17 protein-coding genes are annotated in these 19,226 nt (G+C 63.8%); 4 read left to right on the forward strand and 13 right to left on the reverse strand.

Annotated elements, in window-relative coordinates:
- Positions 1-6: 6 nt before the first annotated feature.
- The 4 genes from ACVENA_RS06450 to ACVENA_RS06465 form a co-directional block, all read right to left on the reverse strand.
- The gene (locus ACVENA_RS06450) at positions 7-282 is read right to left on the reverse strand and encodes an SDR family oxidoreductase (RefSeq protein ID WP_449328085.1); all 276 of its coding nucleotides are present in this window, start codon (positions 280-282) and stop codon (positions 7-9) included.
- A 172-nt stretch (positions 283-454) separates the two neighbouring features.
- The gene (locus tag ACVENA_RS06455) at positions 455-1,108 is read right to left on the reverse strand and encodes a hypothetical protein (protein WP_257549432.1); all 654 of its coding nucleotides are present in this window, start codon (positions 1,106-1,108) and stop codon (positions 455-457) included.
- Positions 1,109-1,116: 8 nt separating this feature from the next.
- Positions 1,117-2,379 (reverse strand): NupC/NupG family nucleoside CNT transporter, encoded by a 1,263-nt coding sequence (locus ACVENA_RS06460; protein WP_449328086.1) that lies wholly within the window; start codon positions 2,377-2,379, stop codon positions 1,117-1,119.
- Positions 2,380-2,664: 285 nt separating this feature from the next.
- Positions 2,665-3,573, reverse strand: coding sequence for a ribokinase (locus tag ACVENA_RS06465; protein WP_449328087.1), 909 nt, complete (start codon positions 3,571-3,573; stop codon positions 2,665-2,667).
- 79 nt (positions 3,574-3,652) lie between these two features.
- Between ACVENA_RS06465 and ACVENA_RS06470 the strand changes: the two genes are divergently transcribed.
- The 3 genes from ACVENA_RS06470 (at position 3,653) to fsa (ending at position 6,526) form a co-directional block, all read left to right on the forward strand.
- Entirely contained in the window at positions 3,653-4,648 is a 996-nt protein-coding gene (locus ACVENA_RS06470; RefSeq protein WP_257549438.1) for a LacI family DNA-binding transcriptional regulator, read from the forward strand.
- 182 nt (positions 4,649-4,830) lie between these two features.
- Complete coding sequence (locus ACVENA_RS06475; RefSeq protein ID WP_449328088.1) at positions 4,831-5,775, forward strand: carbohydrate kinase family protein; 945 nt, start codon at positions 4,831-4,833, stop codon at positions 5,773-5,775.
- 100 nt (positions 5,776-5,875) lie between these two features.
- Complete coding sequence (fsa, locus tag ACVENA_RS06480) at positions 5,876-6,526, forward strand: fructose-6-phosphate aldolase (protein WP_449328089.1); 651 nt, start codon at positions 5,876-5,878, stop codon at positions 6,524-6,526.
- Positions 6,527-6,541: 15 nt separating this feature from the next.
- On the opposite strand, the gene ACVENA_RS06485 is transcribed toward fsa, so the two are convergent.
- The 8 genes from ACVENA_RS06485 to ACVENA_RS06520 form a co-directional block, all read right to left on the reverse strand.
- Positions 6,542-8,356 carry a gamma-glutamyltransferase family protein gene (locus tag ACVENA_RS06485; RefSeq protein WP_449328090.1) on the reverse strand — a complete coding sequence of 605 codons (1,815 nt, stop codon included), beginning with the start codon at positions 8,354-8,356 and terminating at the stop codon, positions 6,542-6,544.
- A 49-nt stretch (positions 8,357-8,405) separates the two neighbouring features.
- Positions 8,406-9,746 carry an MFS transporter gene (locus ACVENA_RS06490; protein ID WP_449328091.1) on the reverse strand — a complete coding sequence of 447 codons (1,341 nt, stop codon included), beginning with the start codon at positions 9,744-9,746 and terminating at the stop codon, positions 8,406-8,408.
- 5 nt (positions 9,747-9,751) lie between these two features.
- Entirely contained in the window at positions 9,752-11,836 is a 2,085-nt protein-coding gene (locus tag ACVENA_RS06495; RefSeq protein ID WP_449328092.1) for a TonB-dependent receptor, read from the reverse strand.
- Positions 11,837-11,992: 156 nt separating this feature from the next.
- Positions 11,993-13,216, reverse strand: a complete 1,224-nt coding sequence (locus tag ACVENA_RS06500; protein WP_449328093.1) for an FAD-dependent monooxygenase — start codon at positions 13,214-13,216, stop codon at positions 11,993-11,995.
- Positions 13,213-14,004: an alpha/beta fold hydrolase gene (locus ACVENA_RS06505; RefSeq protein WP_449328094.1), complete on the reverse strand. Its 792-nt coding sequence runs from the start codon at positions 14,002-14,004 to the stop codon at positions 13,213-13,215. Before ACVENA_RS06505 ends, ACVENA_RS06500 begins: the two co-directional genes overlap by 4 nt.
- Before the next feature lie 138 nt (positions 14,005-14,142).
- The gene (locus ACVENA_RS06510; protein ID WP_449328095.1) at positions 14,143-15,075 is read right to left on the reverse strand and encodes a LysR family transcriptional regulator; all 933 of its coding nucleotides are present in this window, start codon (positions 15,073-15,075) and stop codon (positions 14,143-14,145) included.
- A gap of 111 nt (positions 15,076-15,186) precedes the next feature.
- Positions 15,187-16,191: a bile acid:sodium symporter family protein gene (locus ACVENA_RS06515; protein ID WP_449328902.1), complete on the reverse strand. Its 1,005-nt coding sequence runs from the start codon at positions 16,189-16,191 to the stop codon at positions 15,187-15,189.
- 23 nt (positions 16,192-16,214) lie between these two features.
- Complete coding sequence (locus ACVENA_RS06520; RefSeq protein ID WP_449328096.1) at positions 16,215-16,703, reverse strand: nuclear transport factor 2 family protein; 489 nt, start codon at positions 16,701-16,703, stop codon at positions 16,215-16,217.
- A gap of 130 nt (positions 16,704-16,833) precedes the next feature.
- Here ACVENA_RS06520 and ACVENA_RS06525 point away from each other — a divergent pair, with 130 nt between their 5' ends.
- A complete protein-coding gene (locus ACVENA_RS06525; protein ID WP_449328097.1) occupies positions 16,834-17,244 on the forward strand; it encodes a VOC family protein in 411 nt (136 codons plus the stop codon).
- A 43-nt stretch (positions 17,245-17,287) separates the two neighbouring features.
- On the opposite strand, the gene ACVENA_RS06530 is transcribed toward ACVENA_RS06525, so the two are convergent.
- Positions 17,288-19,027, reverse strand: a complete 1,740-nt coding sequence (locus tag ACVENA_RS06530) for an N-acyl-D-amino-acid deacylase family protein (RefSeq protein ID WP_449328098.1) — start codon at positions 19,025-19,027, stop codon at positions 17,288-17,290.
- Between the last annotated feature and the right edge of the window lie 199 nt (positions 19,028-19,226).

Genomic DNA, 19,226 nt, shown 5'->3' on the forward strand with positions numbered 1-19,226 from the left:
GCCGGTTCATTCGGGCATCGGCGGATAGCTGGCGAGGAAGCCCGCGTCGGCGATGATTTCCTGCCCGTTGATCCCGCCCGAGCGCGGGCTTGCGAGAAACAGCGCGAGTTCGGCGATATGCTGCGGCAGCAGCAAGCCATCGGCGCCGGGAAGCGCGAGCGCGTCCGCGGGCTGGAGCGGCGCCTGATCGGTCACGCCGAGGATCGCGGTCGCGACCGGCCCCGGACAGATCGCATTGACCCGCAGTCCGCGCCGCGCAAAGCTCTGCGACGCCGAGCGCACGGCGCCGACGACGCCGTGCTTCGCGGCGCTAACCGGACGCTCCGTAATGCGCTCAGGTAAAGAAGCGCCATGGCGTCGTCGATCCCGGGATCGGTATCCAGGATGACCGTCTTTGTGTCTTCGGTCGCCATCGGAACTCCGCTCTCGCCTGATGATGTCGGCATCGGGCCGTTCAGTCGAACACGGCGCGGCAGACGGCTTCGCATTTGCCGAGGTCGAACCGGCCGTCGGTGCGAACGCCCGATTCCATGTCGATCCAATATTGCGCACCTTCCGGCGCTGCGATCGCATCGACGACGGAGCGGGCATTTTCCGAACGGATGCCGCCGGAAAAGCCGCAGAATGGACCCGAGGTGGCGGGCAGAGGGGGCCAGGCGTCCGGTGTTTTTCCCGTGCCGAAAGATGTGTCGAAGAGCCAATCCAGCCGTGTGTCGTCGGGGAAACGGTCGAGAGCTTGCAGCATGGTTCGGATCGTCCGCGACCGTCCGAAACCTATGCAGTTTTCGACCTGCTGCAGGGAACTGCCCGAAAAGCCGTGATTGACCTGAAGACGCTGAAATCGGGTGAGGTCGATCGTTGCATGGTCCGGCTCGTTCGCGATCAGGCCAGCCTGTTCGCCGCAAACATGGGCGGCAAAACGAAGCCCGGACGATTCGAGAAGGCGCGCACGGATATCGACGTCGGCGAAAAGCGGATCATCCGATTTCGCATCGTCGATCAATATGCCCCATTCGATCGGATAGTGCCGCGACAGCGTCTGCATATCGCTGATGAGCATTGCGGAATCGACACCCGTGAAAGCGACGAAGCTCGGTTTGGCAGACATGAAGGCTCCTAGAATAGAATGCTGAGCAAGCCGACGATCGTGCCGGTCATGCAGGTGGTGAGAAAGGCCGCGAGCAAGGCCTTGAGGCCGAGATCGACGATTTCGTCGCTTTTTTCGGGTGCCATGGCGGTGAGCGTGCCGATCAGGATGGCGACGCTGCCGAAATTTCCGAAACTGCACAGCGAATAGGTGGCGATCAGCGTGCCGCGCTCGGTCAGCGTGCCGGGCTTCAGGTCGGCCAATTGACCATAGGCGACAACCTCGTTGAGCGTCACTTTGGTGCCGAGCAGGCCGCCAACGGTCTGCAGATCGCTCATCGGGACACCCATCAGCCAGGCCACGGGAGCCAGCAGCGCCCCGAAGATCGACGTGAGCGTGATAGGCGCCCCTTGGTGGGGAAGGAGGGCCAGCAGCGCGTTCACGATAGTGATCGAGCCGACGAATACGATCAGCAGGGCGACCACATAGGCGGCGATCCGCACCGCATTGATCGTTCCGTGAGTCATGGCATCGAGGCTGCTCTTGTAGCTGCTCTCGAGCGGGATGCGCTCGGATGAGCGCACGACCTCGCTGGGGATCATGATCCGGGCCATGGTGATCGCCATCGGGGTGCTGATCAGCGAGGCCGTGAGGAGGTGGGTGAAGGCGTTGGGAATCTTGCCTGCGAGCATGGCACCCAAAAGGATCATCGAGGATCCGGCGATCACGGACAGGCCATCGACCATGATGATGAAGAACTCGCCGCGCGAGAGGCGCGGCAGCAGCGGTCTTACGAGCAACGGCGATTCAATCATGCCCAGAAAGATGCAGGCGGACGTCGATACGCCCACCGGTCCGCTGACGCCGAAGAGTCTGCCGAAGAGCCAGGCCGAACCGCGCACGATCCAGCGCAAGGGCCCCCAATGCCAAAGCAGCGCGGCGAGGGCGCTGACCAGCAGAACGGCCGGTATCACCTGCGCGGCAAAGATGAAGGTGGACGCCTGGGGGTTGGTCCGGACGAACGGCTGGGGGCCGCCTCCGAGATAGCCGAAAACGAACATCGCACCGCTTTCGGCGGATCGCTGCAGATGGTCGACGCCGTGTGCGACGCTGCCCAGTGCATCGACTACCTCGGGAACCTTCGTGAGCAACAGCGCGATCAAAATCTGCGCAACGAGCCCGCCAGCCATGGCGCGATAGTGAATTGCACGCCGGTTCTCCGAAAGGGCCCACGCGATCGCAAGGAATATGAGCAGGCCCAGGCACCCGCGGAGAAAGTCGGCATATGGCATATCGTCTCCCTGCTCCGAGGCGTTTTGCCGCTCGTTTCGAATATGCGGCGGCTATTCGTGAAACGTTTCATATGTCTTGATGCCAAAGATGGCAAGCAAACTCCGCTTCGGCGATCATGTCGTGTGCAAACAGCGTCGATCCTTCGCCCGCTCCTTGCCATCCGAACGCGCTTCAGGAGCCATGCCATGTCCTTGAATCAAGCATGCCGCCAATCTGGATTTTAGGTTGGGGATACTGAAACAGCGCCCCTATCGCACAGCCGGCATGACGCCGAGGACGAATTGTCAGCCGTTCGATACGGCTTCGATTTCGTCTTTCAGCGGCATGGCGGGTGCGGCGCCGGTCCGCCCGACTGCAATGCCCGCGGCGACATTCGCGCGGCGGACGGCATCGGGGACGGACGCTCCCTGCGCCAAGCTTGCCGCTAGCACGCCGCAGAAGCAATCCCCGGCACCTGTTGTGTCGACGGCGACCACGGGAGCGGCGGCAACATGAAAGGATGACCTGGAATCGACAAGCTGCGTGCCTTTGGCTCCCAAGGTGACGATCAGTATCTGATCATCGCGCACCATGAGCTTGCGCGCGGCTTGCTCGATCGCCGCGTCATTGCCGGCAGGGCAGGGGACACCGCTGAATTGCGCCAATTCATGTTCGTTTACGATGATAAGGTCGGCGTCCCCGAAAAGACTCCTGGCTGCTTCGATTGCCGGTGCCGCGTTCAGGATGGTTCTTGCCCCTGCCTGCCGACCTTCGCGCAGGAAGCCTCCTACAACCTCGATATCCATTTCGAGTTGGGCGAGCCAGACAAGCGCCTGCAAACCTGCCGTCGCCAACCGATCCGCGGGTACGGCCCGGTTGGCGCCGCTCGCGACGATGATGGAATTTTCGCCGTCTCGGTCGACGACGATATGAGCAACCCCGGTCGGCGCATCGGCAAGGGTTACGACCCCGTGCGTGAGAATATCTTCGCGCTTGAGAAAGCTCAGCAGCGCGTCACCGCTGGCATCGGCACCGACCGCGCCGAGCAAGCTCGTCTCGGCGCCCGCGCGCCGTGCCGCGACAGCCTGATTGAGCCCTTTGCCGCCGGGGCCGGTCGCGAAGTCGTCGCAGAGGAGCGTTTGCCCCGGGATTGGGAGCGCTTCGCAGCGAAACACGACGTCGAGGTTCAGGCTTCCCAGCACGGCGACATTCACGGAAAATCTCCTATGAAACGTTTCATTATCATTCACTGGATATAGCCGAACGCTTCGGATAAACAACGGCAAAACGCGGGTGTGGAAAGGGAAAAGATCGTTGGCAAGGAAACGGGCGACATTGAAGGATGTGGCTAAAACGGCGGGCGTATCGCTTGCCAGTGCTTCCTATGCGGTGAATCGCACCGGTTCGCTGGGCGAAGATACGCGCGCCCATATTCTCAAGGTTGCGGAGGAACTCGGCTATCGGCAAAATCTTGCCGCGCGGGCAACGCGAACGGGAAAAACCGGGGCGATCGGGGTGGTCGTGCCGGACATGACCAACCCATTTTTCCCCAGTCTGATCCAATCCATCGTTCAAAGAGCGCGGGCCAATGGATATAGCGTCTTCGTTACCGACAGCGAGGGTGATCAGGCGCAAGAGGCCGAGATCGTCCGCCAGATGGTCGATCGCGGCGTCGACGGCATCGTGTGGTTTCCGGTCAACGATGAAAACAGCATCGGCGCCGTGGCGAAGGACTTGCCGATCATCGTCATCGACCGGACGGTGGCTGGGTTTGAGTGCGTCCAGGCCGATTATGCGGAAGGGGGGCGCCTTGCAGCCGAATATCTTGTTTCGCGTGGTCATGAGAGGATAGGCGTGATTGCCGGCCCCATGGACGTGAAGAGTATGCGTGATCGCTGCGAAGCCGCCCGCGATGTGGCCGAACGGGCCGGAGCATTGGCCTTTTTCGTCGAAAATGCTTTCTCGCCCGAGTTGAGCGGAAGCGTCATCGAAGCGCTCGAGAGTCGCGCCGCCGACGCGGTGTTCTGTGGCGCCGATCTGATCGCGATCGGCGTCCTCAAACATATGCGCAAAGCCGATATCGCGGTCCCGCAGCAATGCGCGATCATCGGCTTTGACGATATCCCGTGGGCCGAGCATTGCACCCCCGCTCTCACCACGATCGAGATGCCGGTGGACGAGATGGCGGCAGAAGCGGTCGACGCCCTGCTGCGCAGGATCGAAGGCGAGGACGAAAGCAGCCGCCGGGTCGTTTTCGGGATCAACCTGATCACGCGCGAATCGGCCTGATATTTTCGACAACGCTGGGTTTTGCCGATATTTGACAGATAGAATGAAACGTTTCATTATAGCCTCGGATGGAAAGGATGGGGCCATGGTGAACGGGGGACGAAAGGCTTTTCGCGGGCGAGCGCGTTCGGCGGTTCCGGGGGCGGTCGGCGCAATGTTGCGCTTATCGATCCCGTCCGGCCGTGCTATCTCGGCGACGCCCCGCTGAGCGTTCGCGCACGGCCCTAAATTGCTCAGCGGAGTTTGAGGTTATGGAACCCAAAAAGGTCGTTGTTTCCGGTTATGCGACGCTCGACTATGTCGTTCAGCTTGCCGAATCCTTTTACGGCACCGGAACCGTTTTCGGCGAGCTCGGCGTATCGGGGGCATGGCCGAGGGCTGGTGGGGCGGCTCTTTATGCCTCTCGCAGGATCGCGGCTGCCGGGCACCGTGCATTCGCGCTGACCTGGGTCGGGGATGATGGCGATGGCGGCCATTATCTGCGGGCCTGTCAAAGGTCACAGATATGCTGCGATGCGATCGATCGCCAGCGAGCGACCAAAACGCCGCGCTGCATCCTGGTCTATCGCCCGGATGGAGATTATGGCTGCCTTCTCGATACCGGATCTGGCGATGGAGAACGCCTGTCCGAAAGGCAGGTCGAAATCATTCGTGAGGCCGAGCATATGTGCGTTGCGGTGGGACCGCCTGCAGCCACGAGGGCGATTGTTGAAATCTGTTCGCCTGCAATTCCGCTCAGTTGGATCGCAAAGCTTGATCTTCCCTCCTATCCGTCCGACCTCCGCGCCCGTCTCGCACAGCGCGCGAACCTCATATTTTGCAATGCGAGCGAGCGGGAATTCATCGAAGCGGCGTTCGAGGGATCCAGACCCGACAATCAGGTCATCATCGAAACGCTCGGCAGTGCAGGTGTTCTGATCGACGGTCCCGACGGTCGGCGGGTCTTGCCAGCCAATGCCATACGGGCTCACGATACGACGGGCGCCGGGGATACGCTTGCAGGCGAGGTGATCGCGCAACTCATGGGCGGACAAGTGTCGATCGATGTCGCTGTGGAACGCGGGATGAAGGCCGCCCGCGATTTGCTCGCGAGCCGCATTCCGGACCAAGGGCAAGAGATATTATGACCATCGTGAAACTTTGCGGCAAGGATGTGCTCGAGAGTTTCGGGTTCGCCGCTGCGGGTGGAAAAACGCCCTTTCATTCCGCCTTGCAGGAGACGGTCCCATGAAATTCTTTGCCGACACCGCCGAGATTGCCGACATTCAGGAGCTGGCCGCGACCGGGCTGCTCGACGGGGTGACGACCAACCCGTCGCTGATCGCCAAGTCGGGGCGCGACTTCAAGGAAGTGACGAAGGAAATCTGCGCCATCGTCGACGGCCCGGTGTCGGCCGAGGTCGTCGCGCTCGACCATGAAACGATGATGAAGGAGGCGGAGATTCTCCGCCGGATCGCCGACAATGTCTGCATCAAGGTGCCGCTGACGATCGACGGGCTCAAGACGTGCAAGGCGCTGACCAGCGACGGCACGATGGTCAACGTCACCCTCTGCTTCTCGGCGACGCAGGCGCTGCTGGCGGCGAAGGCGGGCGCGACCTTCGTCTCGCCCTTCGTGGGCCGCCACGACGACAATGGCTTCGACGGGATGCAGCTCATCGCCGACATCCGGCTGATCTATGACAATTATGCTTATGGCACCGAAATCCTGGTGGCGAGCGTGCGCCACGGCATTCATGTCCTGGAGGCCGCGAAGATCGGCGCCGACGTGATGACCGCGCCGCCGTCGGTCATCAAGGGGCTGTTCAAGCATGTCCTCACCGAAAAGGGCATCGAAGGCTTCCTCGCCGACTGGGCCAAGACCGGCCAGTCGATCTGACCTGCAGAGCGGCGTTTATCTCGCTATCGCATAGCCCTGCATGCCGCGTGGGTTCGCCGCGGCGCGCAACAGGCCGCGACCGTCTTTGAAATCATGGGCGCAGGCGGACAGCCGGCCTTCGGACCAAGGACCCCCGACCGTCAGCGCGTGGCCGCGTCGTCGGAGTTCATCGACCGTCGTTTGCGGAAAGCGACTTTCGACGATGAGCGACCCCGGGTGAACCTCGCGGGGCCAGAAGCTGGCGAACATATGCTCGGTGTGAAAAGCGGGCGCCTCGATCGCGGCCTGGAGCGGGCGGCCGTGCACGACATGCGCGAGCCAGAGTTGCAGCGACCATTGATCCTGCTGATCGCCGCCAGGAGTCCCGAAAGCGAGGTAGGGGCGCCCGCCCCGATAGGCGAGCGACGGGGTGAGCGTCGTGCGTGGGCGCACGCCAGGGGCGAGCGAGCCGGGCAGGCCTCCGGCAAGCCAGAACATCTGCATGCGCGTTCCGAGCGCGAAGCCCAGTCCGGGGATCGCCGGGCTCGATTGCAGCCAGCCTCCGGACGGGGTTGCCGAAACCATATTGCCCCAGCGATCGACAACATCAACATGACAGGTATCTCCGCGCTGATGCGCGTCGATGCCGACCGGCAGCGCGAGTTCCTTCGCCATCGTGGGTTCGCCGCCGCCGACAGCCGTTTCACCACGGCTGCCGCCGCAGGCCGGTGGCAGGCGGGGCGCGAGGCCTGCAGGCGCCCCCGGTCGCTGGTCGTGGCTGGCGGTGTCGCCGATCAGCGTGCGTCGCTCGGCCGCATAGGCTTCGCCGAGCAATGCCGTCAGCGCACCGTCTGGCATCGCCTCGCCGTACCAGGCATCGCGATCGGCCATCGCCAGCTTGATCGTCTCGCACACCGCATGAACATAGTCGGCCGAATCGAGCGGCATCGCGCCGATATCGAGGCCCTTGGCGATCTGCACGGCTTGCAGCAACGCCGGTCCCTGGCTCCACGCGCCGCATTTATAAAGGCGATGCTCGCCGTGATCGACGCCGATGGGACGTTCGATCGGAGGGCGCCAGCCCGCCATGTCATCGGCGCACAGCAGCCCGCGATGACGCCGGCCGCTCGTGTCCATTGCTTCGGTTCCGCGCATGAATGCATCGATTGCTTCGGCCACCGGACCTTCATACCAATAGGCGAGCGCCGCCTCGATCTGCGCCGCGCGGCCGCCGGCGGCGGCTTCGGCATGGGCGAGCAACCGGTCGTAGAAATCGGCGAGCAGGGGGTTCGCGAACAGCGATCCCGCCGCCGGAGGCACCCCGCCGGGCAGGTAGAGCTGGGCCGAACTGGTCCATTCGTCGACGAACAGTCGCTCGACCGACGCGATCGCGGCGACTGCTCCCGCAAGCACCGGATGACCGGTCCGTGCATAATGGATCGCGGGTTCGAGGACGTCGCGCAGCGCCACCGTCCCGAAATCGCGAAGCAGCACCAGCCACGCCCCGAAAGCACCGGGGACGCAGGCGGCGAGCAAGCCGGTGCCCGGGATCATGTCGAGGCCGCGATCGGCGAAGGCCGCGATGGTGGCGGCCGCCGGCGAAGGCCCCTGGCCGCAGATCACCGTGGGTTCGGGATCGCCCGCGCGAGCAGCGAGGATCGGTGCATCGCCGCCGGGGCCGTTGAGGTGCGGCTCGACGATCTGGAGCGTGAAGCCCGCGGCGACGGCGGCATCGAAGGCATTGCCTCCCATCTCGAGAAGCCGCATCCCGACCGCGCTCGCGATCCAGTGTGTCGAGGCGACAGCACCCACGGTGCCGCACAATTCGGGGCGTGCGGTAAATTCCGCCATAATTTCAGTCCTTTGAATGCATCACGTTCAGGGGAGGGGTGCCGGATCGCTATCCGGACTTGATCGGCTTTCCGTGCGCGATCGGTTCGTCGCGGCCGGCCACCCGTCCTGTTCGCAGGAAGGGCAGGAATGCACTGAGCCAGAGAAACGCCCAGAATGCCGCGCCGGCGACGAACCAGCCGAGCGCCGGGCCAGTCGCAGCATCAGTGCCGCCCATCCAGCCCTTGAGAAGGGCAACGCCGCTCGGACCGAGTGAGGCGCCGAGGGTGCCCGAGACGAGAAAATTGACCGCCACCGCCCGTGCGCTGAACATCGCGGGGAAAAGGGCCTGAAATCCGAAAACCCCCACGCCGACGAGCGCCCCGACGCCAAGCATGGCGAAAGCGAGGAAGACGATCGCGACAGTGCCGTCGGGCGCGTGCGCCGCGAACAACAAGGCGATACCGATCAGGACGCAGGCGAAGCGAAGCAGCCGGACCACCGATCCCGCGGGTTCGCTCGACCGAAGCCAGGGAACGGCGCGGCCGGCGATCAGCGCTCCTGCGCCGCCGCCGATCATGTAGACAGCGCCGAAAGCAAGGCCGGTCTGCTGTGTGCTCCAGCCATGATTGCGCATCAGCATAGCGGGGGCCCACGACATTACGGCGTAGACGATCGCGTTAAGCGCGATGCCTGCGGCGAGATAACAGACGACGGGTGCGCGGCGCTCGGATACGAAGGCCAGGAAATTGCGGAAGGAAGCCTGGGTCGATGGCGTGGCCGGCCGTTTCGGCTCGCGCATCGTCGTGACAAGGCCAAGCCCGACGACTCCGATCGCAAAGCTGCCGAGAAACAGAATGCGCCAGGGTGAGAGGCCAAGCGGCGGCGCGTCCATGGCGGCGAGGGCATCGAGCGCCGGGCCGCCGACGAGCATCGAGAGACCGCCGCCGGCATAGAGGCTGAACGCGATCCATGCGACCGCTCCGGATTGCTTTTCGGGCGGATAGATTTGCCGGATGATCGAGATCGCGGCCGGGGTGAGGCCGGCTTCCCCGATCGCGAGACCCATGCGCGCGACGAGCAGCATGCCGAAGCTGGTCGAGAGTCCGAAGACGAGCGTCATCGCATTCCAGACCAGCAGGCTGACGAGGATCACCGCCTTGCGATTGAAGCGATCGGCGAGGATCGCGACGGGAAAGGAGGCGAGGCAATAGACCGCCGAAAATGCCATGCCCTGCAACACGCTGAACTGAAGGTCGCCGATGCGCAGATCGCGCTTGATCGGTTCGACCAGGATGTTGAGCATCTGGCGGTCGAGAAAGGCAAGGATCGAGGCAAAGAACAGCACAAACAGCGTAAAGCGTGCGCCGCTGCGCCAGCCTGCGGACCCGGAGGGAGTGATGCCGGTCACCGGCATCACATTTTGAACGACAACGACGCGAGAATCCGCCGCGGCATCCCCGGCGCCCCGAGCCCTTCGCCGACGGTGAAGACGTCGGCGGTGAACTCGTTGTAATATTTCTCGTTGAAGAGATTTTCGCCGCGCAGGGCGATCTGCCACCGGCCCTCGGGGTCGCCGATCGAAACGCGCAGGTTGACGAGATCATAGGCCGGCTGGAACGACGTATTCTGGATGTTCCAATAGAATTTGCCGACATGGCTGTAGTCGCCGCGCAGTCCGAGTTCCAGATCGCTGGAAAGAGGCACGCGATAGTCGATGCTGGCGTTGGCGGTGAAGGACGGCGAATTTGGCACGGTCAGCCCATCGATCGGCACGAATTTATAGACCGCGGCCGCGTCGTCCCAGCGCGAGTGCAGCCAGCCTCCTGATGCCGCGAGCGTCAGCCCGTCGATCGGCCGGTAGGAAAGGCCACCCTCGATTCCATAGCTCACCGACGTGCCGATATTGGCGACCTCTTCGGCGATCGTGCCATCGTCGTTGACGAATTGGGTTTCGAACTGGCGGCGCTTGTAATCGATATAATAGCCGGCAAGCTCGAAGGAGAGGCGGCGATCGAGCACCGATCCCTTGATTCCGGCTTCATAGCTCGACGCCCGTTCGGAGCGATAGGCGCCGCCGGTGCCGGTGGTCACATTGACGCGGCCCGGTTCGCTGCCGATCGCATAATTGGCGTAGAGCATGACATCGGGGGCGATATCATAGGATAGGGTGAGTTTCGGAAGCACCGTCGTGTCGTTGACATCGACCGAGATGGGAACATTGTAATCACGGCCGGTGAACTGGCTTCGGGCCACGCGCAAGCCGGCCCCGATCCGGAAGGCGTCAATGCGATAGTTGGCGGTGCCGAAAAGCGCATATTGCCGTTCGATCGTGTCGCCATTGTTATAATCCTTGATGAACAAGGGGCCATCGGCGTCGGGGCCGAGGAGCAGGTCGACGTCGTTGGTGAGACCGCGATTGTCGATGGAGGCATAATAGGCCCCGACGAGCCAGTCGAAGGGGCCCCCGTCGGCTGAGGTGAGCCGCAGCTCTTCAGTGAACACGGTCGACGTGTTGCGATCGCCGGTGAAGGCGGTGACGGCGTCGGCCGAACTGTAATCGAGATCCCAGAGCAGGTCGTTCTTGCGCCGCGTCCACGACGTGATGTTGGTCAGCTCGACGCCCCCCATGTCCCAGGACAGGTTGCCGATGATGCCGTCGACGCGGCGCTTGTTCATCACATCCTCGCTATAGTCCGCCGTGCGCACATAGTCGGCACCAGAGGATGTCTCGGCGGCGGTCACATAGACGTTACCGCCGTTGTGGAGCTCGTTATGGCGATAGCTGAGCTGGATATCGACGGCGTCCGACGGCTGCCATCCGATGGCGATGCGCGTGCCCCATTCGGTGCTCGCGTCGGGATGGCCGCCTAGCAGCGTGTTGCGGACAAAGCCGCCCATATGATTGTAATAGCCCGAAACGCGGGCGGCGAAGTCATCGGCAAGCGGCGCGTTGACGGTGGCGAAGGCGTTGACGGTATCGAAGGTGCCATATTCGACCCGAGCCTCGCCGCCATAATCGGCCGTCGGCCTTTTCAGCACATATTTGATCGCGCCGCCGATATTGCTGCCGCCATAAAGCGTGCCCTGCGGTCCCTTGAGGATTTCGATGCGCTCGACATCTTCGACGGCGGCCGATTGATCGGTGAAATTCTGGACGTCGTCGATGTAGAAACCGACGCCCTGCGTATTGCCGAAGGCGCCGACGCCGCGGATCACGACATTGGGCTCATTGTCCTGGCGCCGGTTGAGGATGATGTTCGGAGTCTGCCGCCCGACGTCGTTGAGCGACGAAATGCCGGCGCTGCGGATCGTATCGGCGGTGATCGCGCTGATCGTTTCGGGAATATCGATCAGCCGCTCGTCGCGCTTGCGCGCCTGGACGATGATTTCATCGGGATAGATGCGATCGCTCTGGCCGGCGGCCTTGTCGCCGGCCTCCTGGGCCTGGACCAAATGCGGCGCCAGCAGAGCCGCGACGGCGGTGGCGTTCAGGATCATCGTTCGCTTTTGCATAATCATCCCCATCCCTTGGTTCGTATCTTTCCGGAAGGAGCTGCCCGCGGGCAACACGCCTCCGTGCCGTCGGGGACCATCCCCGCAGCCAGGCCTTGCTTGTTTCAATCTGCGATCTTCCGACGGCTTCGCCGCCGAAGATCACGCCATGGCCGGTGTCGGCGCCGGCGCCGGGTAATCCTCTATTTCCAATGCGCTGTTGAGCTGGCGAGACTTGCGCCCGACCAAGCCGAGCCGGGTCAGGATCGGCGACAGGTCCATCATGCGGTTGCGTGTCCAGATTTTCGTCCGGGTTGCCGGGACCATGATGTCGGAGCCGCCCAGCGCCGTGGCCTGATTGTCCTCGACGAACCGGCGTGCGGTGCGGTCATAGGCAGCGAAAGCGTCTTCATGATGCGTCTTGGTGGCAAGTTCGCCGGCGAGCACATAGGCACCGACCAGCGCCAGGCTGGTGCCCTGACCCGAAAAGAAGGACGGACCATAGGCGGCGTCGCCGACCACGGCGACGCGCCCGTTCCACCAGCGCGGCATGTGGATTTGCAGCATCGAGTCGAAATAAAGATCGTCGGCCGCTTCCATATCGTCCAGCAATTCGGGCACGATCCAGCCCTCTCCGGCGTAGCGGGCGCGCAGATCGCGGCGCAGGCCATCGACATCGGCATATTCGGCGGAGGCGGGTTTCGGACGGCGATAGGCGAGGAGGCCGTTCATGCGCTCGCCTCCGGTCTCATAGACAGAGGCCATCAGACCGGGCGCGTTGTAGATGACGGCCTCATGATCGAAACCGTGCCGATTGGGCAATGAAAAGCCGGCGAAGCAGGAGCCGAGATAGCTGTCGAACTGGGCTTCGGGGCCGAAAGCCAGCGCCCGCGTCGTCGAATGCAGACCGTCGGCGGCGACGACGAGGTCGTAACGCTCCTGTCGGCCGCTGCGAAAGCCGACGTCGATCCCGTCGACCTGGTCATCGATCACGGTCACGCAGTCGCCGAACCGATAGGCGATCCGGTCGCGGGTCAGATCATAGAGAAGGTTCGCCAGCACACCGCGCGGCACCTCGACATCGCGCCCGACGACGCCGCCGGTGATGTCTTCCTGCCGCAGACTCGTGATGACGCGGCGGGCGTTGCGAAAGGTCCAGCAGCGCGTCCGGATATGCGCGTCGCGGAGTGCGGGCAGCATGCCCATCCGCTCACTGACGTCGATCGCGGAACCGCGGATGTCGATCGCATAACCGCCGCTGCGAACCGTTTCGGCCCGCTCGACCAATGTGACCTCGAAACCATAATGGTCGAGCCAATAGGCGAGGGCGGGTCCGGCGATACTCGCGCCGCAGACCAATATCTTGCGAGCGGTAGGCCGGCTCACGCGCGCGCGCCTTGGGAGTGGGCAAACACGAAGTCGCGGATGAGGCGGGCGGTGCGCTCGCGATATTGCAGCGTGATGCCGTGGCGGCTCTCGGGCAATAATTCGAACCGCGCTCCGGGAATGGCGGCGGCCATCTGACGCGCTTCGTCGGCGTGCGCGATAGGGTCGTGATCGCCGCACAGGACCAGCGTCGGTGCCGTGATCCGATTCAACCGATCGGTCACGTCATGACCGTCGATCGCGGCGGCACGGCGGGCAAAGGCGCCAGATTCGCGGATGAGGAGAATGGAATCGAGCTCGGCCACCAGATCGGGCTCGTCGTCGATGGCATCGGGTGTAACGACCGCGGCGAGCATGAAGCGCCGCACCGCCGCCGGATCGTCATCGCGGATCGCGCTGAGATCGGGCGTATGGAAACGTGCGCGCTCCGACGCCGTTGCGCCGAGGATGAGGCTCTGAACCCGATCCGGAAAAAGCAGCGCGAACGTCATCGCGACCGCTCCGCCATAGGAAGCGCCGAAGACATGTGCTCGCTCGATCCCGCGCTTGGTCAGGAAGGCGGCCAGATCGCGGGCGTGATCTTCCATCGCATAGGGCCGCGGTTCGCACGGGCTGTCGGGCGAATCGCGCTGGTCGGGCGCAAGAGCGCGAATGCCGTCACCGAGCAGCGGCAGAAAGCTGCCGAATTGCCGGCGGTCGGCGTTGCTGCCGTGCAGCAGGACGAGCGGCTCGCCTTGCCCGGCCTCGTCGAAACATAATGTGACTGCGTCTGCTATGGCCTGTCTCATGGCGCAACCTCCAGTTACGGGCCGCCGCAGCGGCTTCGGGCGTCACCTCGGGGGCATGCATAGGAAGCGATGCGGCACGCTGTCCAAGACTGTCTTTTCATCGATGCCATGCCTGTGCGGTATGCAGGGATGAAAGCCTTATTCCTCTTCGCTATCGGCGCTTCGGGCGGTCGGCCAATCATTTTGCGCGATCAGTTCGGCGACGAGCGCGAGCAGCATCTCCTGTATTTCGCGGATCGCCCGAAACCCCTGCCGGTTCCAGTGGGTCGCAATGGCCCAGGAGGCCCGGAGCCCCGCGATGGGCACGAAGTCGAGCCGTTCGCTACGCCCGGGGCTCATCACGCAACTGGGGGCGATACCATAGCCGGCACCCCGCTCGACGAGGTCGCCGACGAGCGCGGAACTGTTGACCTCGCTTCGCACGACGAGCTTGCGCACGACTTCGGGAAAGGCATCCTCCATATAAGCGAGCGTGCTTTGCGGATAGCCGGCCATGATGAGCGGCAGGCCGACGAGGTCGGGTACCTCGACCTCCGCGCCGAAATCCGCTCGTCGATCCTTGGGGCAGACGAGGCAGAAGCTTTCGCTGACCAGCGGGATCATCATCACGCCGCTTGCCTCGGCGGTGTTGGAGATCAGCGCGACGTCGAGGTCGCCGTCGGCGATGCGGTCGCGCAGATAGGAACTCGACCCTTGCACCAGGTCGACGCGGCAGTCGGGATAGCGCGCGAGAAAACCGGCCATGACCGGAAGCAGCAATTTCATGTGGATCGACTGTGGCGCGCCGAGCGCGACCGTTCCTGAAAAATCGCCGCCTTCGGTGGCCATTTCGTCGATCAGTTGCCGAACCGATTCGAGAATGTCCGATGCACGCCGATAGAAGCGCTCGCCCGCGTCGGTCAGCGACACACCCTTGGCGTGCCGCACGAACAGGGCTTGGCCGATTTCATCCTCCAGCTTCGCGATCGAACGGCTGAGCGCGGGCTGCGCGACGTTGAGATAATAGGCGCCGCGTACGAAGCTCGTGGCATCGGCGACCGCCTTGAAATAGCGAATTTGCCTCAGTTCCATGGCGCGCATCTCCCCAGGCAATCAGGCCGGGGTAAAGGAGAGCCGTTCGCCCGACGCAGCCCGCTCCCCTGATAGCCTTTGCGCGAAGCAGGTCAAAATGGCCGCCAACAATCAGGCGTCCGCCAATTGTCGCCTGGCTTCGGCCACCTCGTCTTGCGGTTCGTCGTGCCTCGCATAATAGCGGGCCAGGATCGCGCATGCAAAAAGCTGGATCTGATGAAACAGCATCAAAGGCAGCACCGCGAGACCGACCTGGGACGCGGGAAAAAGAATGCCCGCCAGCGGCACGCCGGAGACGAGGCTTTTCTTCGACCCGCAAAATTGCAGCACGATGGCATCGGCCCGATCGAGCTTGAGGAGTCGGCCGAGCAGCCAGGTCGCGATCAAAACCGACACGAGCAGTCCGATACAGCAGGCCGCGAGCAACAGCAGTTCCGCGGGCGCGACGCTGTGCCACAGCCCTTCGATCACTGCGGCACTGAAGGCCGTATAGACCACGAGCAAGATCGAGCCGCGGTCGGAGGCCATCACCAGTTGTTTGTGCGCCGTCACCCAATCGCCGATCCTGGGCCGCAGCAGGTGTCCGGCAATGAAGGGCAAGAGGAGCTGGAACAGGATCGTGCGTGCTCCGCCCCACGACATGGTGACGCCGCCGGCGCGCATCATCAGGCTGGCGAGCAGCGGGGTCAACGCGATGCCGAGCAGGTTGGAGAAGGAGGCGCTGCATACCGCCGCCGCGACATTGCCGCGTGCCACCGATGTGAAGGCAATCGACGACTGCACCGTCGACGGCAGCAATGTGAGGAACAGCAAGCCCGCCGCCATCGTCGGGTCGAGCAGACGGGACAGGCTGATCCCGAGGCCGAGCAACGGAAAGAGGAGAAAGGTCGAGGCCAGAACCGCAAGGTGCAGTTTCCATGCCCCAGCGCCCGAGAGCAGCGCCTGGCGCGAAAGCTTGGCGCCCTGCAGAAAGAAGAGCAGCATGATCGCGGCGTCAGTGAGCATGTCGAATGCTCCGACACCCGCGCCATGCACAGGCAGCAGCGTTGCGAGCCCGACGGTCGCGATCAGCGCGAAGAGGAAGGGATCTATGGCGGCTTTCAGGTAACGGGACATTATCTTCCCTTCTCCACGCCCGATCAGCCGGCGTCCGGGGCGATCAGTGTGCTCTGGTGAAAGAAATTGCGCCATCCGTCGGCGTGCAGGCTGTAGAGCCGCACATGGCGCCCGGACTTGTCCCGGGTCGTGCCGTCGGTGGCCTCGAATCGATTCTCGAAGCAACCGTGAACGACAGCGAGATCGTCGATCAGCCTGACGTGATTTTCGGTGACCCGATAGTCGACATAGCGTCCGGCCCGGGAACAGACGGCCCCCAGATAGCCGGCCTTGTCGCGCAGCGCGCCGTCGGCATCTACGTGGATATAATGCTCGTCGACCATCGCCGCGAGCAGCGCGAGATCGGCCCCGACAATGGCTTCGGCGCGCCGGGTTTCGAGCACATCGATTTCCGATTCGATCGACGGCATGGCGGAATATCCTCCTGGACTGGATTCGGCCCGCGCCTTTAGCCTCGGTCGTCGGCGCCGCGCAAAGTCCGATCGATCATCGCCGCCATGCAGGTCCGGCATGAAGGCGGCCGCGATGATCGAGCCATGCCGCGTGGACATGGGCGTCATGACAAAAGACTAGTGGCATCGATCCTGCGGCAATGCCAATCAGGGGTGGATCCCGCCATTCGGGCCCGAAGGAACTTGCGCCATGGCCGATGATGCCTCCCCGTCTCTTGTCGCCCGATTGTCTCACGTCAATCTCGCCATCCGCGACGAGCAGGCTTCGCGCGATTTCTACGTCGGACTGCTCGGTCTGGAAGAAGTGTGGCGGATGCCACAGCCGCAGCCCGGCCTCTGGCTTCGGATCGGGACGAAACAGATCCATTTGCTGCGGCCTGTCGACGACGCCGAGCTTCCGCCGCAACGCATTCTCGACAGGACGCCCATGGCGCCGCATCTCGCCTTTTCGGTCGACAGCGTAAAGCAGGTCGCCGCGCGGCTTGAGGCGGCTGGCGTGCCGGTGGTGTTCAGCGAATTCATGGAAGGCCAGGCTTTCTTCACCGATCCTTCGGGCAATATCCTCGAAATTATCGAAGACGGCGACTCCGCGGAAGATTGAACCCGCGACCTGGGTGCGCCGAACACTCCCGATCGAGTTCCCGTCAGGCGGCGCGTTCGAGCGGCCGCGCAAGGGACCGCCGTACGAGCCGTCCCGGCAGTGCGCCGGTATGCTCGCCGTTCAGGTAGGTGATCTCGCCCGACACGATCGTCGCGACATAACCATCCGACGCCTGCTGCATCCGCTTGCCCCCCGCGGGCAGGTCATAGGCGACGCGCGGGACGTGCAGCCGCAGTGCGTCGAGGTCGATGACGTTGATGTCGGCCTTCCAGCCTTCGGCGATCCGTCCGCGATCCGCCATGCCGACGGTCGCCGCCGCCTTGCTCGTCAGTTCGGCGATCGCCAGCGGCAGCGGCAGGCGCTGGTCGTCGCGCGCGTCGCGCGCCCAGCGCTGGAGCAGATAGGTGGGAAAGCTCGCGTCGCAGATCAGCCCGTAATGCGCGCCGCCGTCGGCCAGCCCCATGACGGTGTTCGGATGCCCCAGCATTTCGCGCACGCTGTCGAGATTGCCGCCCGAATAATTCGCCGCGGGCAGATAGAAGACCGCGCGGCCTTCGTCGCCGAGAAGCAGGTCGTAGCTGTAATCCTCCAGCGATCGTCCCGCGGCGGCGGCCAGCGCTTCGACGCGGTCGTCGCGAGCGGGCTCATATTGGGGCGTGTCGCCCCACGGGCAGGTCGCGCGAAAGGCCGCGACGAGGTTCAGCGTGACCGGATTGCTGTCCTCGGGCTGTTCGGACAGGAGCTGGCGGCGGAAATCCGGATCGCGCATCCGCGTGACCCGCTCGGCGAGCGGCAGATGCGCGATCGCCCGGTAGCTCGGATGGCAGGAGAAGAGGTGCAGGCTGAAGTCGAGCCCGAAGAACATGCCGACCGGCCGCGGTGCAACCTGTCCGCGCATTTCGACGCCGTCGGCGGCGGCGCGTTCGAGCCCTTCGAGCATATGTCGCCAGCCGCCGCCGGGCTGACCCGCGACGTCGAGCAGCGTGAAGGAGAGCGGACGGCGGCCATGTTCGGCCACGGTCCTGAGCACATCGAACTCGACCCCGGCATCGCCGTCGGGCGCCGGGATGATTTGGAACACGCCGGCGTCGGCATCGGTCAGCCCGTCCATCAGCGCGCAAAGCTCGTCGACGTCGGAATGGAGACTTGGCGCGAGTTCGCCCGCCTTCGTGCGGTGCATCATGTTGCGCGAGGTGGTGACGCCGAACGCGCCGGCCTCGATCCCCTCGGCAACGAGCGCGCGCATCTTTGCCAGATCGTCCGCCGTGGGCGCCTCGCGGCGCGCGGCGCGCTCGCCCATGACATAGATGCGCAGCGCCGAATGCGGGATCTGCGCGGCGATGTCGATGTCGAGCCGCCGTTCGTCCAGCGCGTCCAGATAATCGGGAAAGCTCTCCCAATTCCAGGGGAGGCCATCGACCATCACCACTTCGGGAATATCCTCGACCCCCTCCATCAGCTTGACGAGCATCTCGCGCTGGTGCGGGCGGCACGGCGCGAAGCCGACGCCGCAATTGCCCATCACCACCGTCGTGACGCCATGGCCCGACGAGGGCATCAGCCGCTCCTCCCAGGTGACCTGGCCGTCATAATGGGTGTGGATATCGACGAAGCCGGGGGTGACGATCTTGCCCCGCGCGTCGATCTCGCGCTTTCCCGTCTCCGGCACATCGCCGACCGCGATGATCAGCCCGTCGCGGATGGCGACGTCGGCGGTGCGCGGCGGGCTTCCCAGGCCGTCGTGGACGGTTCCGCCGCGGATAACGAGATCGTGATCAGCCATGTCCGTTCCTCTTCCCGATTGCCGCTGTCTGCGGGTTGTCTTTTGCAACTGGTTTAGCCGATTCCCCGTCTGTCCGAAAGCCTGAACCGGAAGGGTCGGCCGCGCGCCGGGTCTCCGGGCAATCCCTTATCGTCAGTTATATTGACGTGTCGGCACGAAAAGTCGTCATTTTATTTGACAAGATTGGATTCATAGATAG

Source organism: Sphingopyxis sp. 550A (assembly GCF_053569535.1).

What these genes read in the sequence shown, in the direction of transcription:
- ACVENA_RS06455 (WP_257549432.1), bottom strand. Translation starts at nt 1,108, where the DNA reads ATGTCTGCCAAACCGAGCTTCGTCGCTTTCACGGGTGTCGATTCCGCA.
- ACVENA_RS06460 (WP_449328086.1), bottom strand. Translation starts at nt 2,379, where the DNA reads ATGCCATATGCCGACTTTCTCCGCGGGTGCCTGGGCCTGCTCATATTC.
- fsa (WP_449328089.1), top strand. Translation starts at nt 5,876, where the DNA reads ATGAAATTCTTTGCCGACACCGCCGAGATTGCCGACATTCAGGAGCTG.
- ACVENA_RS06485 (WP_449328090.1), bottom strand. Translation starts at nt 8,356, where the DNA reads ATGGCGGAATTTACCGCACGCCCCGAATTGTGCGGCACCGTGGGTGCT.
- ACVENA_RS06495 (WP_449328092.1), bottom strand. Translation starts at nt 11,836, where the DNA reads ATGATCCTGAACGCCACCGCCGTCGCGGCTCTGCTGGCGCCGCATTTG.
- ACVENA_RS06505 (WP_449328094.1), bottom strand. Translation starts at nt 14,004, where the DNA reads ATGAGACAGGCCATAGCAGACGCAGTCACATTATGTTTCGACGAGGCC.
- ACVENA_RS06510 (WP_449328095.1), bottom strand. Translation starts at nt 15,075, where the DNA reads ATGGAACTGAGGCAAATTCGCTATTTCAAGGCGGTCGCCGATGCCACG.
- ACVENA_RS06515 (WP_449328902.1), bottom strand. Translation starts at nt 16,191, where the DNA reads ATGTCCCGTTACCTGAAAGCCGCCATAGATCCCTTCCTCTTCGCGCTG.
- ACVENA_RS06520 (WP_449328096.1), bottom strand. Translation starts at nt 16,703, where the DNA reads ATGCCGGACCTGCATGGCGGCGATGATCGATCGGACTTTGCGCGGCGC.
- ACVENA_RS06525 (WP_449328097.1), top strand. Translation starts at nt 16,834, where the DNA reads ATGGCCGATGATGCCTCCCCGTCTCTTGTCGCCCGATTGTCTCACGTC.
- ACVENA_RS06530 (WP_449328098.1), bottom strand. Translation starts at nt 19,027, where the DNA reads ATGGCTGATCACGATCTCGTTATCCGCGGCGGAACCGTCCACGACGGC.